The organism is Paenibacillus sp. J22P90, from assembly GCF_059692195.1.
Window position 1 is genome coordinate 78408 of sequence record NZ_JCAUAY010000013.1, and the last position, 20182, is coordinate 98589.

Sequence of the window (20182 nt, forward strand, 5' to 3'; positions counted from 1 at the left end):
AGCGACTATCAGAAAAAGAGATCTAATTGTTGAACTAACGAAAGAACGATAGTTTAATGTCCACAAAGTTGGACCATTCAATTTAAATGTGGTCGAAGCTACCTGAGAGGTAGCTTTATTTGGTTTTTTGGATATGATGTTTGTATATATCGAAAAGGAGCAGAGGCATATGATGAGTAACAAATCAGTAAAGTTAAATGAATTAATTAGTGAATTTGAACTTCAAATTGATGATACTTTTACTTATATAAATACTAACACAGGCGAAGTTATTACATTAATGAGAGAAGAAATTGGGGCTGCTGAAGATGAAGAGCCTCTCGAAAAATTTCCTGTATGGCAAAGGGAGAATATTGAAAAAGCAATTAGCATAATTGAGGATGAGGTTGGTGTTTACGTCGATTTCACATTAAGAAACGAATTCAATGAATATGAAATTATTGAGGAATTTATTCTGAGTATAAAGGATCAGAGGATTCGAGAAGAATTGTATGATGCCATTCAGGGAAGGGGAGCTTTTCGGAGATTTAAAGAAGGGTTATTACAACATGGTGTCGATAAACAATGGTACAAGTATAGAGAAAATAAGATTAAAGAATTAGTAATTGACTGGTGTAAAGAGCACGACCTTGAGATCCAAAGTTAATATTGGTTATTATTTGGCAATCCTAGGTTTATAATTATGTAAAATTCGAAATTTGCAGATTTGTTGTTTGTTGATCTCCGCGGAAACCATTTAGGACTGGACGTTTACAATGAGAAGATTATTGAAGAGTAATACTTTTTGGGCCTTCATACTTGCCCCTTTTTTTATTAGTATGTTTTTCCTAGAACATTTTTGGTCTTGGCTGATATTTTCATTTTATTTTTTACTTCTTGGTGTAGTTCTTATTATTCTAGGCATCTTTTCTAATGGAGGAAAGATTGAAAGCAATCTGAAGAGATTAATAACCAAGATCTTTGTAACTCTAGCTGGCTTGGGATTATTATTCTTTTTTTTCGTGATATTGTCATCTAGTTTTCTTGATATTCCTGTATATCTTTCAAAGGACCCGAAGATAAAATAATTGAATATAAAGCATATTATTTGCCACACTCAAAATATGTAATGAGTTTATATGAAATTACAAGATAACTAGGTTAATCGAGGAAGTCACAGACATCAGTTAGCACCAAATTCACGGATCGGGTCATTCGGCCCTCGGTCCTAACTATAGCTCAATACATGAACAGGCTGCCGGCATGCTGGCAGCCTGTTCATGTAACAGTTTATCGCGGTTAAACACGGTTCATAAGAAGGGAATCGTAAAATTTTGTAGAAAATATATCTTCTAAACAAATATTTTTCTTAAAGGGGGTGTTAGGGTGGGAACGAAGATATTAAATAGTGATTGGAATGATTTTTGTAATGATATCACTTGGTTTATTAAGCCACATGATATAGTTACCATAACTGAGACCATCCAAGGTAAAGATATCTTTAGATTTTCTGGCTCATTTATAAGATTATATCCTGTTTTGAGTGAATTCTTAATAAAGGCACGTGTGACTAATGTTCGAGTTAACAACGAATCTTACCAATTATTAGGGTGGACTGACCATGAAGGAAATTCTTTCGGTTGGTTAGTTAAACCTCCAGCTTTAGATATTAATAAGCCATTATGCAATGAGCATAAATTACTTTTAACATATTTCGGAGGAATAACTGAAAGATGGAACGAGACTGAGATAAGTTGGCTGTTAAATTTGAATTCAGCCTTGACTCTAGGAGATGCGGAAGAAGGTTTTCAAGGGTGGGAAAATTATATCGCAGATGTTTGTAATGATGAAAAATTCGAATGTTATATCAATCCCAACGACTACATAGCGTTCGCCTTTGAGGCTAATGGCAATATGACACTATATAATAAGAATAACTCATCAATTATTATGATTGCCCATGACCATTGTTTTGAACACATAGCACCCCTTGATGGTTATCCAGAATATACCATATATAGTATTAATGATTGTCCAAACTTTGTTGCTTGGGTCGAAGAAGTTGCCAAGCAAGAAATATGTAGATTGATTGGATAAACGATGCACTAATAAGGAAACGAAGAACTATAGTTGAACAAACGTAAAAAGGCTGCCGCGTGCAGCCTTTTGTGCTAACGGGAATGAACTAGCGGTCAAGATTTTAGATTCGTTTATTAATTCATTAAAGTAACTCAATTGGAAAAGCAAAATGATAATCAAGATAGGGTGGATCGCTTGGACGATTATGTTGGAATAATTATTGCGTTGTTGCTAGGGTTTGGATTTCTGTTTATACGGAAATCTAAACTGTATAAAAAGAATTTGACAGCTCGATTGACAGGATATTCATTTATATTAATGAGTATTATCCTGTTTTTTGTTGTTATAGTAGCGTATTTTTCTCAAGCATCTCATGAATTTGGACACTAGATGATATAACGCTAACGAGAGGCGATAGCTTAAATGTGATCCTAATTCCTGGGGGGAGCCATCCACAATTGATGGAACAAGCAGCTGATCTATTTCATCTGGGGTTTGCACCCTACATTTTGCCTTCAGGTGGCTCAACACCAAATGTTACGACTACAGAATGGGAATTTCTTTGTGCTGTAGGAATGGAACTTGGCGTTCCCGAAAAGGCGATTCTTCGTGAAGATAAAGCAACCAACGCGTTTGAGAACTCGAGATTTTCGAAACAAGTACTTCAAGAGAAGGGGATTGACCCCAATTGGATCGGATGCCTTTTCTCAAGTAACTGGCAGGTTTCATCAACCATTCCGTCGAATGTGTACAACGATATTTAATATTTTGGAGATGATTGTTTGAAATTATATGTTGTGAGACATGGTCAGACTGAATGGAATAGTGAAAATCGAGTTTGCGGAAAGACTGATGTTCAATTAACGGATAAGGGTGCAAAGCAAGCAGAGGAAATATCTAAAATATTACATGAAAAACAAATCAAAATCATCATTACATCACCCTTGACTAGAGCAGTTAAAACGGCAGAAATAATTTCAAAAGCGATTAGTAAAAACTTCGTAATTGAAAACAGACTTATAGAGCAGGACTACGGCATATTTGAAGGAACTAATCGTGATGATGATAATTTTATAAAAGCAAAAAGACATTTTCCAAGTAAGCTTAGTAGCGGGGAGTCGATTTTAGAAGTCGCGCAAAGAGTTTTTAATGTTCTAGATGAAATAAAAGAAAAATATGGCGATCATAATGTCCTAATTGTAACCCACGGTGGAGTCTTCAGAGTAATAAATGCGTATTTTAGAGATCAGACGAACGAAGAGTTTTATCAATTTCATGTTGGAAATTGTGAAGTAAAAGAGTATAAATATCAATGAACATTAGAGCAGTATGAGCTATGGAGTGTCCACTTGAAAGAAGAGCATTTTTTTAACAAAAAAATGCGTACAATGTGTTTGTTCTTTTTTAAGAACATACACATAAGTTATACAAAAATATTCTAAAGGAGGACAAAAGAAAGTAAGTCCGAGTGTTTGATGTTATATGGTGAGAAGAATGATTAAAGGGAGGGAAAAAAATGATTGGATATTTTAAGAACAAATGGATCAAGGTCTTAATGATACCTCTTATTTTGTTTTCCACATTGATTGTTACCCTAACTTTTGAACCGAAAGAAGCATCGGCTGCCGTAAATGCTGCTCCTGTTATATCACAAGGTGATGCTGCCTCCTTTACTACCAATAAAAACACTCCAGTTCCTATCAATTTAAAAGCAACGGACACCAATCGAGATGTAATGAGCTGGAAAACGGGTTCAATACCGAGCAATGGTAGTGTTTCATTTGGAACTCCAACGAATGTGAGTGGAACAAGTACTGTAGTTGTCACATATACACCGAATAAAGATTTCACAGGGGCTGATCAATTTTCTGTGGCGGTTTCGGATGGAAAAGCCACTGATTTAATTAAAATTAAAGTTACCCTTAATAAGGGAATTATTAGTTATGTGGCACTGGGAGATTCCATTGCAACTGGGACTATTTATACCGGAAAAGTGATAACATCCTATACCACCTATTTTTATGAATATTTGAAGACACAATACCCTTTATGGACTGTGACAAGATCAAGTTTTGCAACAGTTGGAGATCGAACAAACGAGCTTTATGCCAAGCTTGGTCTTGATGCTCAGAGAGCTCCTGATACTACCTTAATTTCTGCAGTGACGAACGCTGACATTATCACATTAAGTATTGGTGGAAACAATCTGATGCAAGCCGCTAAGGATAGCTCCAAACTTGGCGGGTATAACTTTAATTATATAAATACTGTTGTAGCAAACCAAGGATTGTTAGATTTCCAGAACCAGTGGGCTCCAATAATTTCTAAAATTAAAAATCTGAATCCTGACGTTCAGCTTATCGTAACTACTACCTATAATCCCTATAATGAAACGGATACAAGCTTACACAATACGGTAGATTCCTTGCTTTATAGGACAGATGGAAGTGGGCTTAATGACTACATCCTAAATAATAGCAGTAACCTTGGATATTCTGTCGCAAATGTATTCCAATATTTTAATACAAATTATAATAAAAATATGGGAGCAGTAACCTATTTTTATCCAAGTCCAATTGATATTTTGGGGAATTTAACAAGGAACCCACATCCGAATGGCACGGGTCAAATTATTATTACGAATTTAATCAAAGGTGTGTTTTTGGCTAATTTTTGATATTATGTGAGGTGACAAGAATATTATCTCACTAACGGCCGCGTAAATCGTGGCTTTTTTTGTTTTATGGGATCAAGTTCTTGTCACAAGGCAATGACAAGAACTTGATCCCATTGCCGATTTGACAAGAACCTAAACTCATTCCCGACAGATTCATTTAAACGTTCTTTGGTAACAGGCTTCGAAAGGGATTCAAATTGGTTATATATTTGGACGAATCGTTGCGCTAAGGGATACCGTTTAAGATATCAGGACGAGGCTGCCGCCGTTAGTAGCCAGCTTTTGGTTTTCTCCAGTACCAAAGGGTGCTAAAGATGAGATAGAGTCCCATGACTGCCGTAAGCAGTATAAGGGTGAAGCCCGACATGTTCTCCATGGAATCAAGCCAACCTATTCTTTTCATACCGAACAGACTGATGTTAAACACGATTCCAACCAGCATAACGGACCATATGGATGATAGGCGTACATAGATGGATCCATATATGAATCCTAACGCTACACCCAGAAGCTGCATCGCAATTCCTCCTGGCTGCAACGCCGCAATTATCAAAGCGATGACTAGAATTGGCCAGAATACGTGAACATGTTTCCGGGCTTCATTAAACATGATACCAATAAACAAGATCAGCTCAAGTGCAGTAGTTAGCACTGAGGAAAGTATAATGTAAACGAAAGGAACAGAGGCGAAATATTCTTCTGTAAAATCATTGAACGTTGTAATGTTGTAGTGAAGAAGTAGTTTCATGGAGGCAGCGTTTAATAAAGTGAACGCGAGCCCGATTGTCAACATGTGAACCGACAAGCTCGAACTGATCGGCGAGAAGCTACTAAGACTCCAGAAGCTTACCGGTGTCTGTTTCAAAAGTCGATATTTAATGGCGTAAACAATTGCGGAAAGAGCGATTGTAATTACAAGTACCATGAATACCTGGATTGGGATGTTCTTTCCTTTTCCGAATTGCCCCCATCCTAATACAGGATCGAGGACGATATTATAGAGGAAGATCACTAAAATGATGACCGTCAAATAGAGTAAGTAATTTCCCAGCATCGATAAATATCTCTTCATGAGAATCGCCGCCTTTCATTTTCTAAGAATAAACTCACTCATCCCTTTTCAGAATATTCCTTACCCATGAATAATATAATAACTCGTATTTTATTTATCGCCTGAAACAAATTTTTATGACTCAAGGAGTAGAAGGACTTCTTGAATCAGAGTTTGATTGTATGGATAATGTTATATGTGCGCATCATTTAATCTTAGAGTTTTATTGAAAATTAGATTGATTTTTCGGAATATATTATTATAAATTGGCTATATAAGGAATATGAATAAGGCAACGACGAGAAAGAGTAGTTGGACCCCGTTCTTTTAACAGAGAGCTCCGGTAGGTGCGAAGGAGTAAAGAAACGTCTGACGAACATGGTCTCTGAGCTGTGCATCGAACCCTCCCAGTGAGGTAGTAGGCCGCACCGGGCGCACCCGTTAAAGTGCCAGGGTATAATCACCTCATGTGGTGACGTACCTGTAGAGGCCGGTCACTGTGAGGGATCGGTAAATTTAGGTGGAAACACGTGAGCGACAGCTCTCGTCCTTTTTGAGGACGAGGGCTTTTTTTGTTTTCAGAAAATTTTATAACTAAGGAGGAAATTGAAATGAGCATTTTTATTGGAGGAGCGTGGCCCTACGCAAACGGATCACTTCACTTAGGGAGAGTAGCTAGCTTACTGCCAGGTGACGTTATTGCGCGGTATTTTCGGTTAAAAGGAGAAGAAGTACTTTACGTATCAGGAAGTGATTGTCACGGAACGCCAATTTCAATTCAAGCTAATCAAGAAGGTGTTTCCCCTCAAGTAATTACCGATCGATACCTTAATGAGTTTATGGATTGTTTCCGTCAAATTGGATTTTCCTACGACATTTATACTCGTACGGATCATCCATTTCACCACGAAGTTGTGCAAGATATATTTAATCAACTACTGGATAATGGTGTTCTGTATAAAAAAGCAGTTGAACAAACTTACTGTGACGGTTGCGATCGCTTTCTGCCGGACCGTTATGTTGAAGGGAGCTGTCCTCATTGCGGCAGTGGAGCTCGTGGTGATCAATGTGATGCTTGCTCAGCATTATTGGATCCTTTAGAACTTAATAATCGTTCATGTAAGTTATGCAATGGGAGTCCAACATCAAGGTTTTCTGATCATTACTTCCTGGCACTTTCAAAGTTTCAAAATGAACTAGAAAACTTTGTTGATAAAGCGGATGGTTGGAGGGAGAACGCCATTGGACTTTCAAGGCGTTATTTAGGAGAAGGGCTGCAGGATCGAGCTGCTACTAGAGACTTGGATTGGGGCGTAGATGTACCCCTAGAAGGTTTTGAAGGAAAAAAAATTTATGTGTGGGTAGAAGCTGTAAGCGGGTATCTTTCTGCCAGTAAGCTGTGGGCTAATCAGAGTGGTGAATCGTGGGAGAAGTTTTGGTCAAAAGAAAGTGTAAAAGCCTACTATATCCATGGGAAGGATAATACTCCTTTTCATACATTAATATGGCCAGCTATTCTGCTGGGATTAAAGAATTTGCACCTCATGTTTGAGGATTCGAGGCTTTCATAGCTTATCTGTGCCCACCTGGGAATATGTTGAGTGTCCAACTGGAAGAGAGTTAACACAAGTTGAAGTATTGTTCCAAAGGATTGACGTAAGTCGAATTGAAGAAGAGGTACAGCGACTAAAAAACAGCAATTAATGGAAAAAGAAAAGCAATTTTTGTGGACACTTTTGATAAAACCAGCAGTCAGTGAGGTGGGTTCACAAGATATGATAAAAACGGTTAAGGATATTTTCAATATTTTGAGAGCTTCAATAGATAAATAGAATGTGAGATTAGATGGGAGCGATAGTTGAGGTAGTTGCGGTGTCTTCGCGAACCGCGATGGTTAAAGTAATAAAAAATGTTTATTTTCTTTCATTTTCTTTCGAATGAATTTATAAATTCCCCTTATCATGATAATTGATACTATGATAATAAAAACTGGAGCGACCTCTAGAGCTAGCACTGACATTATTGGCGTTAAAGAAACTAGTATTTCATAAATAACAAAATAATCAACTATTCCTATTACTACAATTGACATAATCATCATTTGAAATTTCTGATAAAAAAGTAAGATCTTAAAATAGATTCTTTTTAAGAATTCAAAAGTTTTCAACCTACACCCCCATTATTACTTTAACATTATTTACTAATGAGTTACGATCCCACTTAAATTTGGTTTCAATATTTCTGAGAGAGGGGAGAAATTAAATTCACTCTATATAATGTATAACACCATATAAAAACATGTTAACAAGAACATTGTCCTTAAGCGGAGGATGGGAATGTGATAAGACTACGTACACTACCATCCACGAGCTCAGTTGAAGAGTTTTTTTGTTATTAAACTAAGGGCAGTATAGCACAGTGTTAGTGCATAATTTGAGGAGCCATTAATAAAAGTTGAACGTTCCATAGGTATAAGCCGTGCCTTCAAACCGATGGTTGTGCATAAAGTGACAGGGCAACCAACCATCCAAGAGGGGAAGCGAATAACATGGCTTGTAAAAAGTTTTGTGTTAATGTGACCACTAATCTAACACTTCGACAACGTCTTAGAAATTTTATTGGAAGGCAAGGTGTGGAGGTAGTCCACAAGACCAGAGGGAAATTTCTGGGTGTCATTAGGTCGGTGGGAAATACATTCTTGGTAATGACGCTTGGAGAAACTACAAGGCGTCTCAGACTGAGAATTTCAAATATTATTGATTATAATTTGCAGGAACTTGATGTTGCCATTGCACAAAAAATTATAAACAGACTCGCTATCGTATTCGCTAACTTTGCAATCAGAACAGCTGTATTTGTTCGTGTAGGTAAAGATTTCGTTGAAATAATACGGATAGATTCGGAGGACGAACCACAATTTACCACCTATATAAGAGAAATTATCCCGTGCAATCAAGTGAACGGGATTGAGTGTATATTTAATAAATGCTTTGTCAACAAAAAACGCTCAACCAAGTGTAATTGCAAATAACGACTTTTATTTCGCTCAACTATTACACAGGGAAGCCATGAGTAGAACAAAGGCAGTAACTTGCCCACTTGTACAAAATGAAACGTCGTATTTGGAGACGAGTCCATCGGAGGCGGGTGGATAGGCTAGGGTGGCAAATAATTAAATTCGCGAAACAAAGAGAAACACCATCCGTAATACACAACTTCTTTTCTTTTATCGATAGTTAATCTTGTCCTCAGACAACAGTAAAGCAGCTTTACAGTGACGGGTGACAATAACATTATCTCATTAACGACCGCGTAAATCACGGCTTTTTTGTTTTAAGGGATCAAGTTCTTCACAAGGCAATCCCTTTCCCAATTTTAACAAGAACTTGATCTCATTCCCGACAGAATCATTCAACGTTCTTTGGTGAGTTCAGTTCTAACGAGAATCTTCAATTCAAATAAACATGAGTTCCTATTGGCTGTCTTCGCTAAACTAAAGGGCAGATTAATGGAACAAATTGTCTGTATTCCTACGTATTCATCACATGATAAATTAAGGACAATACATTAAAGAACGAATGGGGTGAATAGGATTGGGTAAGTTTATGGTCGTCATTTTCACAGTTGTCTTTTTGTTGGCAGGATGCTCAATAGATGATAAGCCTAACGAGCACAACGTAAAAGAATCACCGATTCGCTCAAATGCAATAGTGACTGAAGGAGATTTTGTCTACCGCCTCGTGTCAGAGAAGTCAGTATACATCGAAAGCGAAAAAGTAGAGGTCTATGCGGAGTTGGAATACGTGGGAGATGAGCCAGAAATCAAAATCGCCCATGCCGACTCACCGTTCTATTTCCCAATGAAAGAGAAAACGAGGAATTACGAAATCAGATACGGTATGAAAGAGCCTGTACGCGTGACTATCCTAAAAAAGGGACTACCACTGAGAGAGATATTTAGGCCACATGGTGGATATAGTTCGGAAGATCAAAAAGAATATGTAGAATACATCAAAGCTTTGTGGGAGGCATCCAATAAAGGCACGCTTCTTCAGGGGGACTACCAGGTAGCTGGATCAGCTATGTTCTATCCCTTAAATGAATCGATAGTGAGTCAAGAAAGTCTTCGCTTGAACGCAGAGATCGAGTTTTTAGTGGAAAAACCTATAAATAAAGAATAATAAAAAAATATTGTTAGATAACAAGGAGCAGATTGCGCAACCAGCAACTGCTCCTTGTTATTAAAGTAATGGGCAGGATTACCTAGTATCGTGAAGGGTATCACAAATTAGAAACTGAACAAGCTCTGGAGCCTTTGTATCATTCTTTTTTATCCGAGGATGATATTAGAGAAAATAAACGGCTTTTAGAGTTTTGGGGTTATGATGAAAATACCTCTAATTAAATTTAAAAGTAATTACTATATAGGGTCTGTCACAAATGAATCATTTACATGGAGCAGATGTTGAAGATTAGTTCGCTCGTGTTTATTAAACTATTGGGCAGGTTAATAGAACTAATGTTTTTCCAATCCTGTCTATTTATATAATGATTCTTTTAGAATCTACGTTTAGGCTTAAGGAGGGTTTATGAATATCCCAGTAAAAATAAACCTTTGGTCATTCGTATTAATGTTATTCTGCTGGATAGCTTTCTTTTTAGTTCAACCTTTTTCAGCAGTACCGTTTAACCCGCATTACGTCATCTTAACTGCCACCATCATCGTGCTTATTATTAGTGTGACGGGGCTGGGAAGAGTTTCGAATTGGAGGACAGCCACGCAATCAATGATGGCTATTTTCGGTTCAATTGCCCTATGTTTAATCGAAGCTTGGGTAGTATTCATCGGTAGACTTGTAACCTAAAAAGAGAAATTGGTAAGTTTGGTGTTCAGCGAACAGAGAGCGATTGTTTAAAGCAATTATAATATAATTAATTTTAGTTCACGATGTGCGGAGGATTCCGAATCGACATTGAATGGATTAATGAGAGTTACAAGGAAGCAAGTAGAATATTTGACTCTTCTCGGGAAGCTAATGAATGGGCAGATTCACTACATTCTGACTTTGCAGGAGGTTATAGAGTTAACCTTGGGTATGCAACTCCAGATGATAAAGTTTATACATACTTAGTCGAGCACCTTCCCAAATGGGCACGCTATAACAATATAAGAATTAAGGTTAATACTTCTTCAAATTTATACGGATAACGATAGCGTAATAAGCAGGGTGCAGATCGCCTCACGGCACCTGCTCCCTAGATTCGTTGAAATAACGGGAGGAAAGTTTAATCAATGCTTTAGGTTATTTCTCTATTATTTCTCATCCTTGCTACTTTAGATCTGAAATTGAAAAGCATCAATGAAAATTGCAATGAGAAACTATAGTTGAACGCATTTTGGAGCGGCTTTTTAAAACGCTGATATATTATAAATAGGAACATATAGCCCCTCGTTGCGTTACACGAGATAAGCTTAATTATGAACACAGGAGATGTGAGATATGAAGATCGTGGGAGAGCTCGTCACAGAGACGCTCGAGTATGATGGTGGTCGTCAGGTTACGGTATACATCCCTCCGGACTCATCCCAGGCAGTCGTGTTCGCCGGTGACGGTCAGCTTATCTCGCAGTGGGGCGGGTACCTCGAGGCCGCCGACGTACCGCCTACGATGATCGTCGGTGCCTACCGAACGTCCGATGAGGATGAGATGGTGCGCATCCATGAGTACTCACCGCCGTTCGACCAGGAACGTTTCGCAGCACATGAGAGATTCTTTGTCGAAGAGGTCCGCCGATGGGTGAGATCGCGCTTCAGCGTCGCACTGCCCGCCAAACGCACTGCGGTGTGCGGCGTGTCGGCAAGTGGAGAGCTCTCACTCGCCATAGGACTTAGGCACCCGGACATCTACGGTACAGTCTTCTCCGCATCTCCAGGCGGGGGCTACCGACCGCCTGCGGTGATGCCAAGTCCACTACCGCGCACATACCTGGTAGCCGGCACACTGGAGCCGTTCTTCCTTGAGAACGCGACCCGGTGGGCGGCTGCACTTCGCGATGCAGGTGGGGACGTTGAAATGAGAGAGCGGGTCGCGTCGCACGACGAAGTGATGTGGCGAGAAGAGTTCCCACTGATGGTCGCTTGGGCGTTTGGACGATAAACATCCGCCGAGCCCGGGTTAAGTAGGTTTGATTATCATCTGTCCCGCCTACTTCGTCAAGCCCTGATGGAGAGCTGCTTAATTGTCCTGGCTTGCATCGTCAGCGGATCGCCCGGTTGGGACCATTGCATGAATCATCATTCCGCTAACGGATAACGATTGTTCAATACACAGCAATAGGAGGCTGCCGGCACGATCGGCAGCCTTTCGCTCACCTAACGGGCAATAATGTGATGTAAAGATTAAGGTGAATTCTTAATAAATTGTACACTTACTTATTCCTAAATATGGTATTATAGGGTGGCAATTTAACTTTTTGAAACCATTGTAATCAACATTACAAGATTGGGGTAATCCTATGAAAAAGTGGTTTTGGCTAATATGTTTGATAGTGGTGTTAATCATTGTTTATACAATCGTCTTTGGTTTTTCATTTTACATGCTTCCATTTGTATTAATATTTGTAGGTATAGCTTTATTAAAAATACTTAACTTTATCGAAGGAACAAAGCAAAATGATTCAGATGAGTATTATAGGTCGATGGAAAGAATTAATAGAAAAAGATAAGAAAGAATTTCGGGAAGTATGGGACATAATTGTAAACCCGTTGAGCAAACTGGGAACGTTTTTCAATACACAGTAGAGGAATGTTATGATTCCTGTTAAGTACAGAAGATATCCATCAAGCATACGAATTTATGCGAGCGAAGAATGTGAAATTAACAACTGGAGTCGAGAATGGTCATTTTCGGATTATTATATATTTTTAAGAGTACGTCAAGCAATCGATTTCTTCATGGTACTTCTGTGGTGCAGCGCTGATCTTGCGCTGCATGAACGGCTAACGGACAGATTAGTTAAGTAACTTGTATCAATAATATTATCCATTTTATGGTATGATTTAAGGTAGGTAGGATACTAAAAGAGAATCGAGGATGTCAAATGAAATTGGGAATGCCCACTTTAGTTGAATACACATCCATAACTGAAAACGTCCAATTGTGTAAAACACTTGGATTAGAATTTATCGAACTTAATATGAACCTTCCTATCTGCACACCAGAGAAATTAAGTCATTCGGAATTAACTTACTACAAAGAAAAATACGGATTAGATTTTACAATTCATCTCCCAGAAGAAATGGATTTATCCTCCTATCATCCATCAATAAGGAAGGGGCATTTAGAACGATGCAGACAAGCGATGGAGTGGGCAAATTTGTCAGGAATAAAAACACTGAACATGCACTTAAATAATGGGATTTATTTCACCCTACCGCAGACAAAGGTCTGGATAAATGAACAGTATGAATCAAATTTTTTAGAATTACTTTATGATTCGTATTCAGAACTTTATCATTTGGCTAAAACTTTTGAGGTTGAATTATGTATTGAGAATACGGGGAATTTTCATATTCCGCATATTCGAAAAGCACTTGATCAGTTAAGTTCATTCAATAACTTCTATCTTACCTGGGATGTGGGTCACGATGCAAAAGCAGGGTTCGATGAAGAATCAATCTTTATTTATTTTAATAATCAAATAAAACATATGCATCTTCACGATTATAATGGTAAATCTGATCATCAATCTTTATATACTGGAATCGTACCAATCAATAACAGATTGAATTTTGCCCAGCGGAATGATTTGTCTGTTGTTATTGAAATTAAAACAAGTCAGTCGTTAACTGAATCCGTTTCGGAGCTAAAGAAAAATGGTTACCTAAGCTAACGGAGAACGATACTTGAGGGGCTTCCTACGCGGTAGCTCCTCTTCTGTTTATTCAACAATGATGAGGTTAACATGAGGATCCCAATGAAAAGAACTAGCCTCAAGCTATTACCTTGAAGGCTAGTTCTCTCTATAAGATCGCATTATTCCTTTACCGATCCAATAACCAGTCCTTTGACAAAATAGCGCTGCATAAAAGGGTAGACAATAAGGATTGGCAGAATGGATATAAAGATTTGTGCAGCTTTGACGGAACGGTTAGAGATTTGATCCAAGGTGATTTCATCAAAGCCGGTTTTATTGAAATCTTGTACGATGACAATCGTCTGAAGCAGCGTCGCTAGCGGCCATTTGGCTGGATCGTTCATATAGATCATGCCATCGAACCAAGAGTTCCAATGGCCTACCATTGAGAATAAAGAAAGTGTGACAATAGCGGGAAGAGAAATTGCCAAATAGATTCGAAATAGGATCGTAAAGTAGTTTGCGCCGTCCATGGTCGCCGCTTCTTCAAGTTCACGAGGGACGCCACGGAAAAAGTTCATCATCAGAATAAGGTTCCACACATTGAGCAGTCCAGGTAAAATGAGCACCCAGAAATTATTCAGTAAGCCGATTTTCTGAATGACCACGTACGTAGGAACAATCCCTCCGTGGAACACCATAATAAATAGGAAGAACCATGTATAGGCATTTCGAAATCTGAATTTTTTGGAGTCAAAAGCTAGCGGGAAAGCTGCCAAGATGGTGACTAGCATCCCTAGAACGGTACCAATCACAGTTCGAAGTAAGGTTATTTGCAGTGAGTTGAAAAAGTTTTCATTGATTAATGATTTCTCATAAGCTGCAAGTGTGAAATGAACGGGCCAGAAATTAACCAAATTCCCATCAGCCGCAGATTTATCACTAAGTGAAACGGCTAATATATGAATCATGGGTAGGATACATAGGATCGCTGTAACAGAAAGAAGCGCAACAATGAAGTAATAGGAAAGCCGGTACGTAGGGTTTTTATAGTACATGTTGATACCTTCTTTTCATCAAAGTAGTGTTGCTCTAGAACACTCTGTATTTCGCTACTCGATAAGCTAAATAGTAGGCGCTTGTAATCAAAACGAAGCTTACTGCGGACTTAAATATGCCGACTGCGGACGCATAGCTGTAATTACCAGATCTGAATACAGCATAAACGTAAGTATCGATAATATCGCCCTTACCAGCAACCAACGGATTGAGCAGGTTATATACCTGATCAAAATTGGCATTGAGCACGTTACCAAGCGAGAGCGTAAGAACAACGACAATAATAGGGAGCATAGAAGGAATCGTTACGTAAAGTGTTTGCTTCCATCGCCCCGCTCCGTCAATTTCGGCAGCCTCGTAAAGCGCTGGGTTAATATTGGATAGAGCTGCGAGGAAGACGATCATCGAGAATCCGAATTCTTTCCAGATATCGCTGACGACAAGAACAACGCGAAACCAATCGCCATCGGCTAAAAATTGAATGGAAGGAAATCCCATCAATTGCACGAGCCTGTTAACCATGCCTTGAAGGGAAAGCAGATCCAGTAATATACCGGCAAGGATTACCCAAGACATAAAGTGCGGTAAATAGACAAGCGTTTGTACCCAGCGCATTAAAGCCATCTGCCGGATCTCATTCAGCAGGAGTGCGAAGAAAACGGAAACAATCAGACTAATAGACAGTTTAAGTCCGGCGATGATGATGGTGTTCGAGATCACCTGCTTGGAGTCATGAAGGGAAAAAAATAACTTGAAATTATCCCAGGCTACCCATTTCGAGTTCATAAAGCCAAACCATGGCTTGAAATCTTGAAATGCAATTACAATGCCTGCTAACGGTATGTAATGAAATACGATAGCCAGGATAACGGCCGGGAGCAGCATCACATGCAGCATCCAGTTGTTACTTACAGAAAATCGCGCAGACCGATTGTCAGTGCGAGTCCTTGGTGTTATATTTTGTCTTGAAATCATTTGTTCGAACACCCTCTCAGAATTAGTAATTTAATTCTATTCTGTACACGTTTGACTTCATAGTGATCGATTCTAAATATAACCACCATTTTCTTAAGGGGAATGATCCAATTGAAACTTCACCAATCGATTTTATTTAAGCTGAGTGGGGTCACCGTAGTACTCTTGATACCGGTTTTTTTATTGGTTTATTTATTTAACCAGACGAATGTCCGGATCATAAGTGAAGAAATTTCTTCCAATTCATCTAATCAACTGCTCCTGTTGAAGAGCCAGATCGAGTCCGGATTAGAGAATATGATGCTGCTCCCAGGTGTTCTGGCCAGAGATTCTAAACTGGTCGCGTTAAGGAAAAGTATTGTGCTTAAAGAATATTACAATATTACGCAGCAACAAATCGCGCTTCAGGAATCATTGGCGCTGCACACTTATTTGCTGAACTGGTCGCCTAGAATTGACATTTATCTCACCGAACCCAAACGCCGAATTTCGTCCTCTGGTGAGGAATTCTATAACGAAGATGTGGTGAATCAGGTCAAATACGGTCAGTGGATTTATAAGAAAGGTGTCAATACACAGTCCTCATACTTCGACTTTTTCTTTACTGAATCGCTGCCAAATACCAATAACAGCTCCGCAGGCAAAACGTTGGACAGCACCATTTTTCTGATTGAATTCAAAGCTTCAAGTATAGAGAACTTACTAGAGCAATATGGGACTAAAAACCATAAAGCCCCTTTTCTTTTGATCAATGACGATTCGATCGTGACGACCCAACTTGGGGACCATGAACTTATCGGCAAATTGACGAAACATTTACGACTTACGGATGAAACCGGTCATGCCCATATTACGCTTGATGACAAAAACTATTTTATGACGTATGTGTATGTACCGCAGATTCGCTCCTACTTAGTCGACTATGTGCCTTTAAAAGAAATATTGGGACCGATCAATCACAATCAAACCATTTTTTACATCATCATGTTCCTATTGTTGTTTTTAGGATTAGCTTCGTCTTTCATGCTGTTCCGTCAAGTTCAGAAGCCGATCAGTGTGTTGACACAAGGTTTGAAAAGAGTACGGATGGGCGATTACTCCCACCGGATTGAGAGCAAATATCATAATGAGTTTGACTTTGTGACGGTAGGCTTTAATGAGATGGGCATACAGATTCAGCATCTCATTGAAAACGTGTATGAAGAAAAGAATCGCTCTCGACTTGCGAGCATGAAACAACTGCAATCTCAAATCAATCCTCATTTTCTCTATAACAGCCTTTCTTTCGTTTCGGCATGCGCAAAGCTGGGGGAGAACGATACCATCATCCAAATGTGCTATCATCTAGGGGATTACTACCGTTACTCAACCCGGGTAGAGAATCAGAATCCGAAGATCCTGGAAGAGATGGAATTTGTTCAAAATTATTTAGAAGTCATTCACATGAGATTCGGAAGAATTAAGTATGATTTCGATGTCCCGCCTGAGTTAGCACAGGAAGTGATTCCTCGTCTTCTCATACAACCTGTCGTAGAAAATGCCATTGAGCACGGACTCGAAGGAAAAGAGGGAGTAGGGCACATCCATATAACCGCTTCCAGACAAGCCGGGTGTATCGTCTTGGCGGTCGAAGACAACGGTACTGGAATGTCTGAAGAGCAAATGGAATCACTACGAAAGAAACTCCTGCAACCGATTACAGAATCGACCGGATGCGGGTTGTGGAACGTTAATCAACGTTTATGTATCGCTTTTGGTGGGAGATCGGGTATTCGTCTTTCCCATTCCACCAATAGTTCAGGCGTCCGTGTAGAGCTAATTCTCGATCAATCCGAAGAAGAAAGCAGGGATGAACATGTATAAAATATTAATAGCAGACGATGAACCGATGCAGTTAAATAGCTTGGCAGCCTTGGAATGGGATCAGCTGGAAGTAACTCAAATCTATAAAGCTTCATCAGGTAAAGAAGCGATAGAACTTCTAGAGAAGTACCCTGTCGACGTTGTGATTACGGATATACGAATGCCGGGAGTAGATGGGTTGGCACTTAGCAGGCACATTCATGAAAGGTATCGTCAGACCAAATGTATTATCGTCTCCGGATACGCCGACTTTGAGTATGCCCGCATAGCTCTTCAATACAGCACAATCTCCTATTTGCTGAAGCCTGTTAAAGATCAAGAGCTTATTGATGCCGTTCGCGAAGCGTTGGCAAGAATTAATGAAGATTGGCAAATGATCAGTTCATACGATAATGCGATGTCTGTTTTGCGTCAAAATTTGCCGACGCTGCGCTCTGCACTTTTATCGGACATACTGGCTGGCAAAATAGATTTCATTTCGAAATTATCGGATAAGCTATCGTTGTACGAAGTCCCTTACGCGGAGGGTGACTCGTTTGCCATTGTGGTGCTTCGGTTGGAAGATTGGTTTCGTGAATCCAAGGAACAAGAGAGAGAGCTATATGTATATGCGATAACAAATATCGCTAATGAACTGATGCAGAGTGATTTTGAGTTATGGTCTTGTACAGATCATCTGGGATATATGGTTTTTTTACTTAAGCCTTTATCTACCGGAGAAGAGCCCGAGTCCAACGCAAGGCTAGCGGAGAAGTTAGCTGCACAGCTTCAAACAAGCATTCAAAATTATTTAAATGGGAGAGCATCTGTACTTCTGAGTCCTTTTGGAAATTTCCCGGAAGATATTCCCGCTCTTTACCGCGGTTGCCTGCAAAAGTATCGTCAATTACCTCTCAGATATCAGGATTACTTCATCCGGCTATCCGAAGAGAAAAAAAGCTTCGACTTCCAGACGCTGCATACTTTATATGCCCCACCTACCATCATCCAATTGTTTGAGACAGGGCGTATGGAAGACGTACGTACCAAATGCGCGGATATTCTGGCAGAAATGATGCACAAAAAAATGGATACCGAGGAATATATTCTCGAGGTGGTACTTGCATTTCGCCATGCGTTTGTCTATAGCGCGCATTTGCAAGGCATGTCTCTGATCGAACTGGAATCGGAGGTTGGGGATATTTCTCAAAGAACACTTAGATCACTTGATCAGTTATCTGAATGGGTTCTTGGTATCGTTGACAAGCTTGAGCAAAAGACGATACAGCAGACTCGAAGTACGCATGAAAAGGTCATTCTGCGGATTCATCGGTATATAGAAAGCCATATATCCAATGATGTTTCCTTGCAAGCGCTTGCTGATGATGTCATGCTGCACCCCGTTTATTTATCATCGATGTATAAGCAAGAGACGGGGGAGAACATCAGTGATTATATTTTTCGATTCCGTATGGAAAAGGCGAGTCATCTCTTGAGAAACTCCAGCATCAAAATATTTGAATTATCGCGGGAGCTTGGCTTTCAAAATCCTACTTATTTCAGTAAGCTGTTTAAAAATCATTTTGGCATGACGCCTCAAGAATATAGGGGACTAAGTTAATGCAAGGAAATGATTATTTCCGGTTCGACATACTCGTGCTAAATTATATTCGGTGGGTGTACCAAATGATATTGGGAGGTTGAGTGAACCAGTGAACAGAATGGATATTGACCAATTACCGAATATGAGTGACGAGTACATGTTGACAGAACAGCAGGTTTCCGAATATCAAAAAAATGGACACACGATGCTGAGGGCGGTTGCTTCAAAGGCTGAAATCGACGTTTTTGAACCTATTATCAGCGATAAAGTAAAAGAATTGAATTATTATCATGACAAACCATTATCAGAACGCAGTACGTATGGCAAAGCTTTTATTCAAGTTACGAATTTGAGGCTTAAGAGTGAAGCTGTCATGAAATTTACGTTAGCTAAACGATTCGCTAAAATCGCCGCTGATTTAATGGGCGTAACTGGAGTCCGCATCTATGCGGACCAAGCACTGTTTAAGGAGCCGGGCGGCGGTTATACGCCGTGGCATCAGGATCAAATCTATTGGCCTCTTGATGCCCGCACAATTACGATGTGGATGCCTCTCGTGCAAGTAGCTGAAGAAGTAGGCTCCATGACATTTGTATCAGGTTCACATGCATTCAATCATATTACAAGAATGGCTATCTCCGATGAATCCCATAAAACTTTAGGCGAGTTCATCGATAGCAAAGGATTGGAAAAGGTGAACTATGGTGAGCTACAGGCAGGAGACGCTACTTTTCATGCAGGATGGACGCTCCACAGCGCGCCGGGAAATCCTACCGACAAGATGAGGGAAGTCATGACCGTTATCTATGTGGAGGACGGAGCACGCCTGGTGGAACCGGAAACCAATGTTCGAACACAGTGCTTGCAGATGCATACACCAGGGTGCAAACCGGGAGATTTTGTGTCCAGCAACCTTAATCCGCTCGTTTACCATCGTTCATAAAAATTCGTATGTACAAGGAGTAACCTCACAGATTTCCTTGACTGTTAATGCATAATATAAATCAGGCTGCGCATCTCTGCGCAGCCTGATTTATGTAAAACAGAAAGTCTGATGACA

Annotated in this window: 17 protein-coding genes, 1 pseudogene and 1 other annotated feature; of the genes and pseudogenes, 15 read left to right on the plus strand and 3 right to left on the minus strand. The window is 39.6% G+C overall.

What is annotated here, in order from left to right:
* The first annotated feature begins 169 nt into the window (after positions 1-169).
* The 5 genes from AC58UX_RS29375 to AC58UX_RS29395 all read left to right on the plus strand — a co-directional run bounded on the left by AC58UX_RS29375 (position 170) and on the right by AC58UX_RS29395 (position 4735).
* On the plus strand, positions 170-646 hold the full coding sequence (locus AC58UX_RS29375; RefSeq protein ID WP_497259423.1) for a UPF0158 family protein: 477 nt from the start codon (positions 170-172) through the stop codon (positions 644-646).
* Between the two features lie 719 nt (positions 647-1365).
* The gene (locus AC58UX_RS29380) at positions 1366-2076 is read left to right on the plus strand and encodes a hypothetical protein (protein WP_497259425.1); all 711 of its coding nucleotides are present in this window, start codon (positions 1366-1368) and stop codon (positions 2074-2076) included.
* A gap of 407 nt (positions 2077-2483) precedes the next feature.
* A complete protein-coding gene (locus AC58UX_RS29385) occupies positions 2484-2822 on the plus strand; it encodes a YdcF family protein (RefSeq protein WP_497259427.1) in 339 nt (112 codons plus the stop codon).
* 18 nt (positions 2823-2840) lie between these two features.
* Entirely contained in the window at positions 2841-3374 is a 534-nt protein-coding gene (locus AC58UX_RS29390) for a histidine phosphatase family protein (RefSeq protein ID WP_497259429.1), read from the plus strand.
* A gap of 200 nt (positions 3375-3574) precedes the next feature.
* A complete protein-coding gene (locus AC58UX_RS29395; RefSeq protein ID WP_497259431.1) occupies positions 3575-4735 on the plus strand; it encodes an Ig-like domain-containing protein in 1161 nt (386 codons plus the stop codon).
* A 268-nt stretch (positions 4736-5003) separates the two neighbouring features.
* On the opposite strand, the gene AC58UX_RS29400 is transcribed toward AC58UX_RS29395, so the two are convergent.
* A complete protein-coding gene (locus tag AC58UX_RS29400; RefSeq protein WP_497259433.1) occupies positions 5004-5807 on the minus strand; it encodes a hypothetical protein in 804 nt (267 codons plus the stop codon).
* Positions 5808-6072: 265 nt separating this feature from the next.
* Positions 6073-6341 (plus strand) — a binding site (T-box leader).
* A 56-nt stretch (positions 6342-6397) separates the two neighbouring features.
* Between AC58UX_RS29400 and AC58UX_RS29405 the strand changes: the two are divergent.
* From AC58UX_RS29405 to AC58UX_RS29435, 7 genes and pseudogenes are all read left to right on the plus strand, one after another.
* Positions 6398-7330 (plus strand): annotated as a pseudogene (locus AC58UX_RS29405) (methionine--tRNA ligase); the annotation flags it as partial.
* A gap of 159 nt (positions 7331-7489) precedes the next feature.
* The gene (locus AC58UX_RS29410) at positions 7490-7618 is read left to right on the plus strand and encodes a hypothetical protein (RefSeq protein WP_497259435.1); all 129 of its coding nucleotides are present in this window, start codon (positions 7490-7492) and stop codon (positions 7616-7618) included.
* Positions 7619-9391: 1773 nt separating this feature from the next.
* The gene (locus tag AC58UX_RS29415) at positions 9392-9967 is read left to right on the plus strand and encodes a hypothetical protein (protein WP_497259437.1); all 576 of its coding nucleotides are present in this window, start codon (positions 9392-9394) and stop codon (positions 9965-9967) included.
* A 408-nt stretch (positions 9968-10375) separates the two neighbouring features.
* The gene (locus tag AC58UX_RS29420; RefSeq protein ID WP_497259439.1) at positions 10376-10651 is read left to right on the plus strand and encodes a hypothetical protein; all 276 of its coding nucleotides are present in this window, start codon (positions 10376-10378) and stop codon (positions 10649-10651) included.
* A gap of 636 nt (positions 10652-11287) precedes the next feature.
* Positions 11288-11944: an alpha/beta hydrolase gene (locus AC58UX_RS29425; protein ID WP_497259441.1), complete on the plus strand. Its 657-nt coding sequence runs from the start codon at positions 11288-11290 to the stop codon at positions 11942-11944.
* 358 nt (positions 11945-12302) lie between these two features.
* Entirely contained in the window at positions 12303-12512 is a 210-nt protein-coding gene (locus tag AC58UX_RS29430) for a hypothetical protein (protein ID WP_497259443.1), read from the plus strand.
* 375 nt (positions 12513-12887) lie between these two features.
* The gene (locus tag AC58UX_RS29435; RefSeq protein WP_497259445.1) at positions 12888-13679 is read left to right on the plus strand and encodes a sugar phosphate isomerase/epimerase family protein; all 792 of its coding nucleotides are present in this window, start codon (positions 12888-12890) and stop codon (positions 13677-13679) included.
* Positions 13680-13822: 143 nt separating this feature from the next.
* On the opposite strand, the gene AC58UX_RS29440 is transcribed toward AC58UX_RS29435, so the two are convergent.
* Both AC58UX_RS29440 and AC58UX_RS29445 read right to left on the minus strand, forming a co-directional pair.
* On the minus strand, positions 13823-14701 hold the full coding sequence (locus AC58UX_RS29440; RefSeq protein WP_497259447.1) for a carbohydrate ABC transporter permease: 879 nt from the start codon (positions 14699-14701) through the stop codon (positions 13823-13825).
* Between the two features lie 34 nt (positions 14702-14735).
* The gene (locus AC58UX_RS29445) at positions 14736-15677 is read right to left on the minus strand and encodes an ABC transporter permease (RefSeq protein ID WP_497259449.1); all 942 of its coding nucleotides are present in this window, start codon (positions 15675-15677) and stop codon (positions 14736-14738) included.
* Positions 15678-15788: 111 nt separating this feature from the next.
* Between AC58UX_RS29445 and AC58UX_RS29450 the strand changes: the two genes are divergently transcribed.
* The 3 genes from AC58UX_RS29450 to AC58UX_RS29460 all read left to right on the plus strand — a co-directional run bounded on the left by AC58UX_RS29450 (position 15789) and on the right by AC58UX_RS29460 (position 20065).
* Entirely contained in the window at positions 15789-17540 is a 1752-nt protein-coding gene (locus tag AC58UX_RS29450) for a sensor histidine kinase (protein ID WP_497259451.1), read from the plus strand.
* Positions 17533-19140, plus strand: a complete 1608-nt coding sequence (locus AC58UX_RS29455; protein WP_497259453.1) for a response regulator — start codon at positions 17533-17535, stop codon at positions 19138-19140. The genes AC58UX_RS29450 and AC58UX_RS29455 overlap by 8 nt, the downstream gene beginning before the upstream one ends.
* Before the next feature lie 100 nt (positions 19141-19240).
* Complete coding sequence (locus AC58UX_RS29460) at positions 19241-20065, plus strand: phytanoyl-CoA dioxygenase family protein (protein ID WP_497259625.1); 825 nt, start codon at positions 19241-19243, stop codon at positions 20063-20065.
* Positions 20066-20182 lie beyond the last annotated feature (117 nt).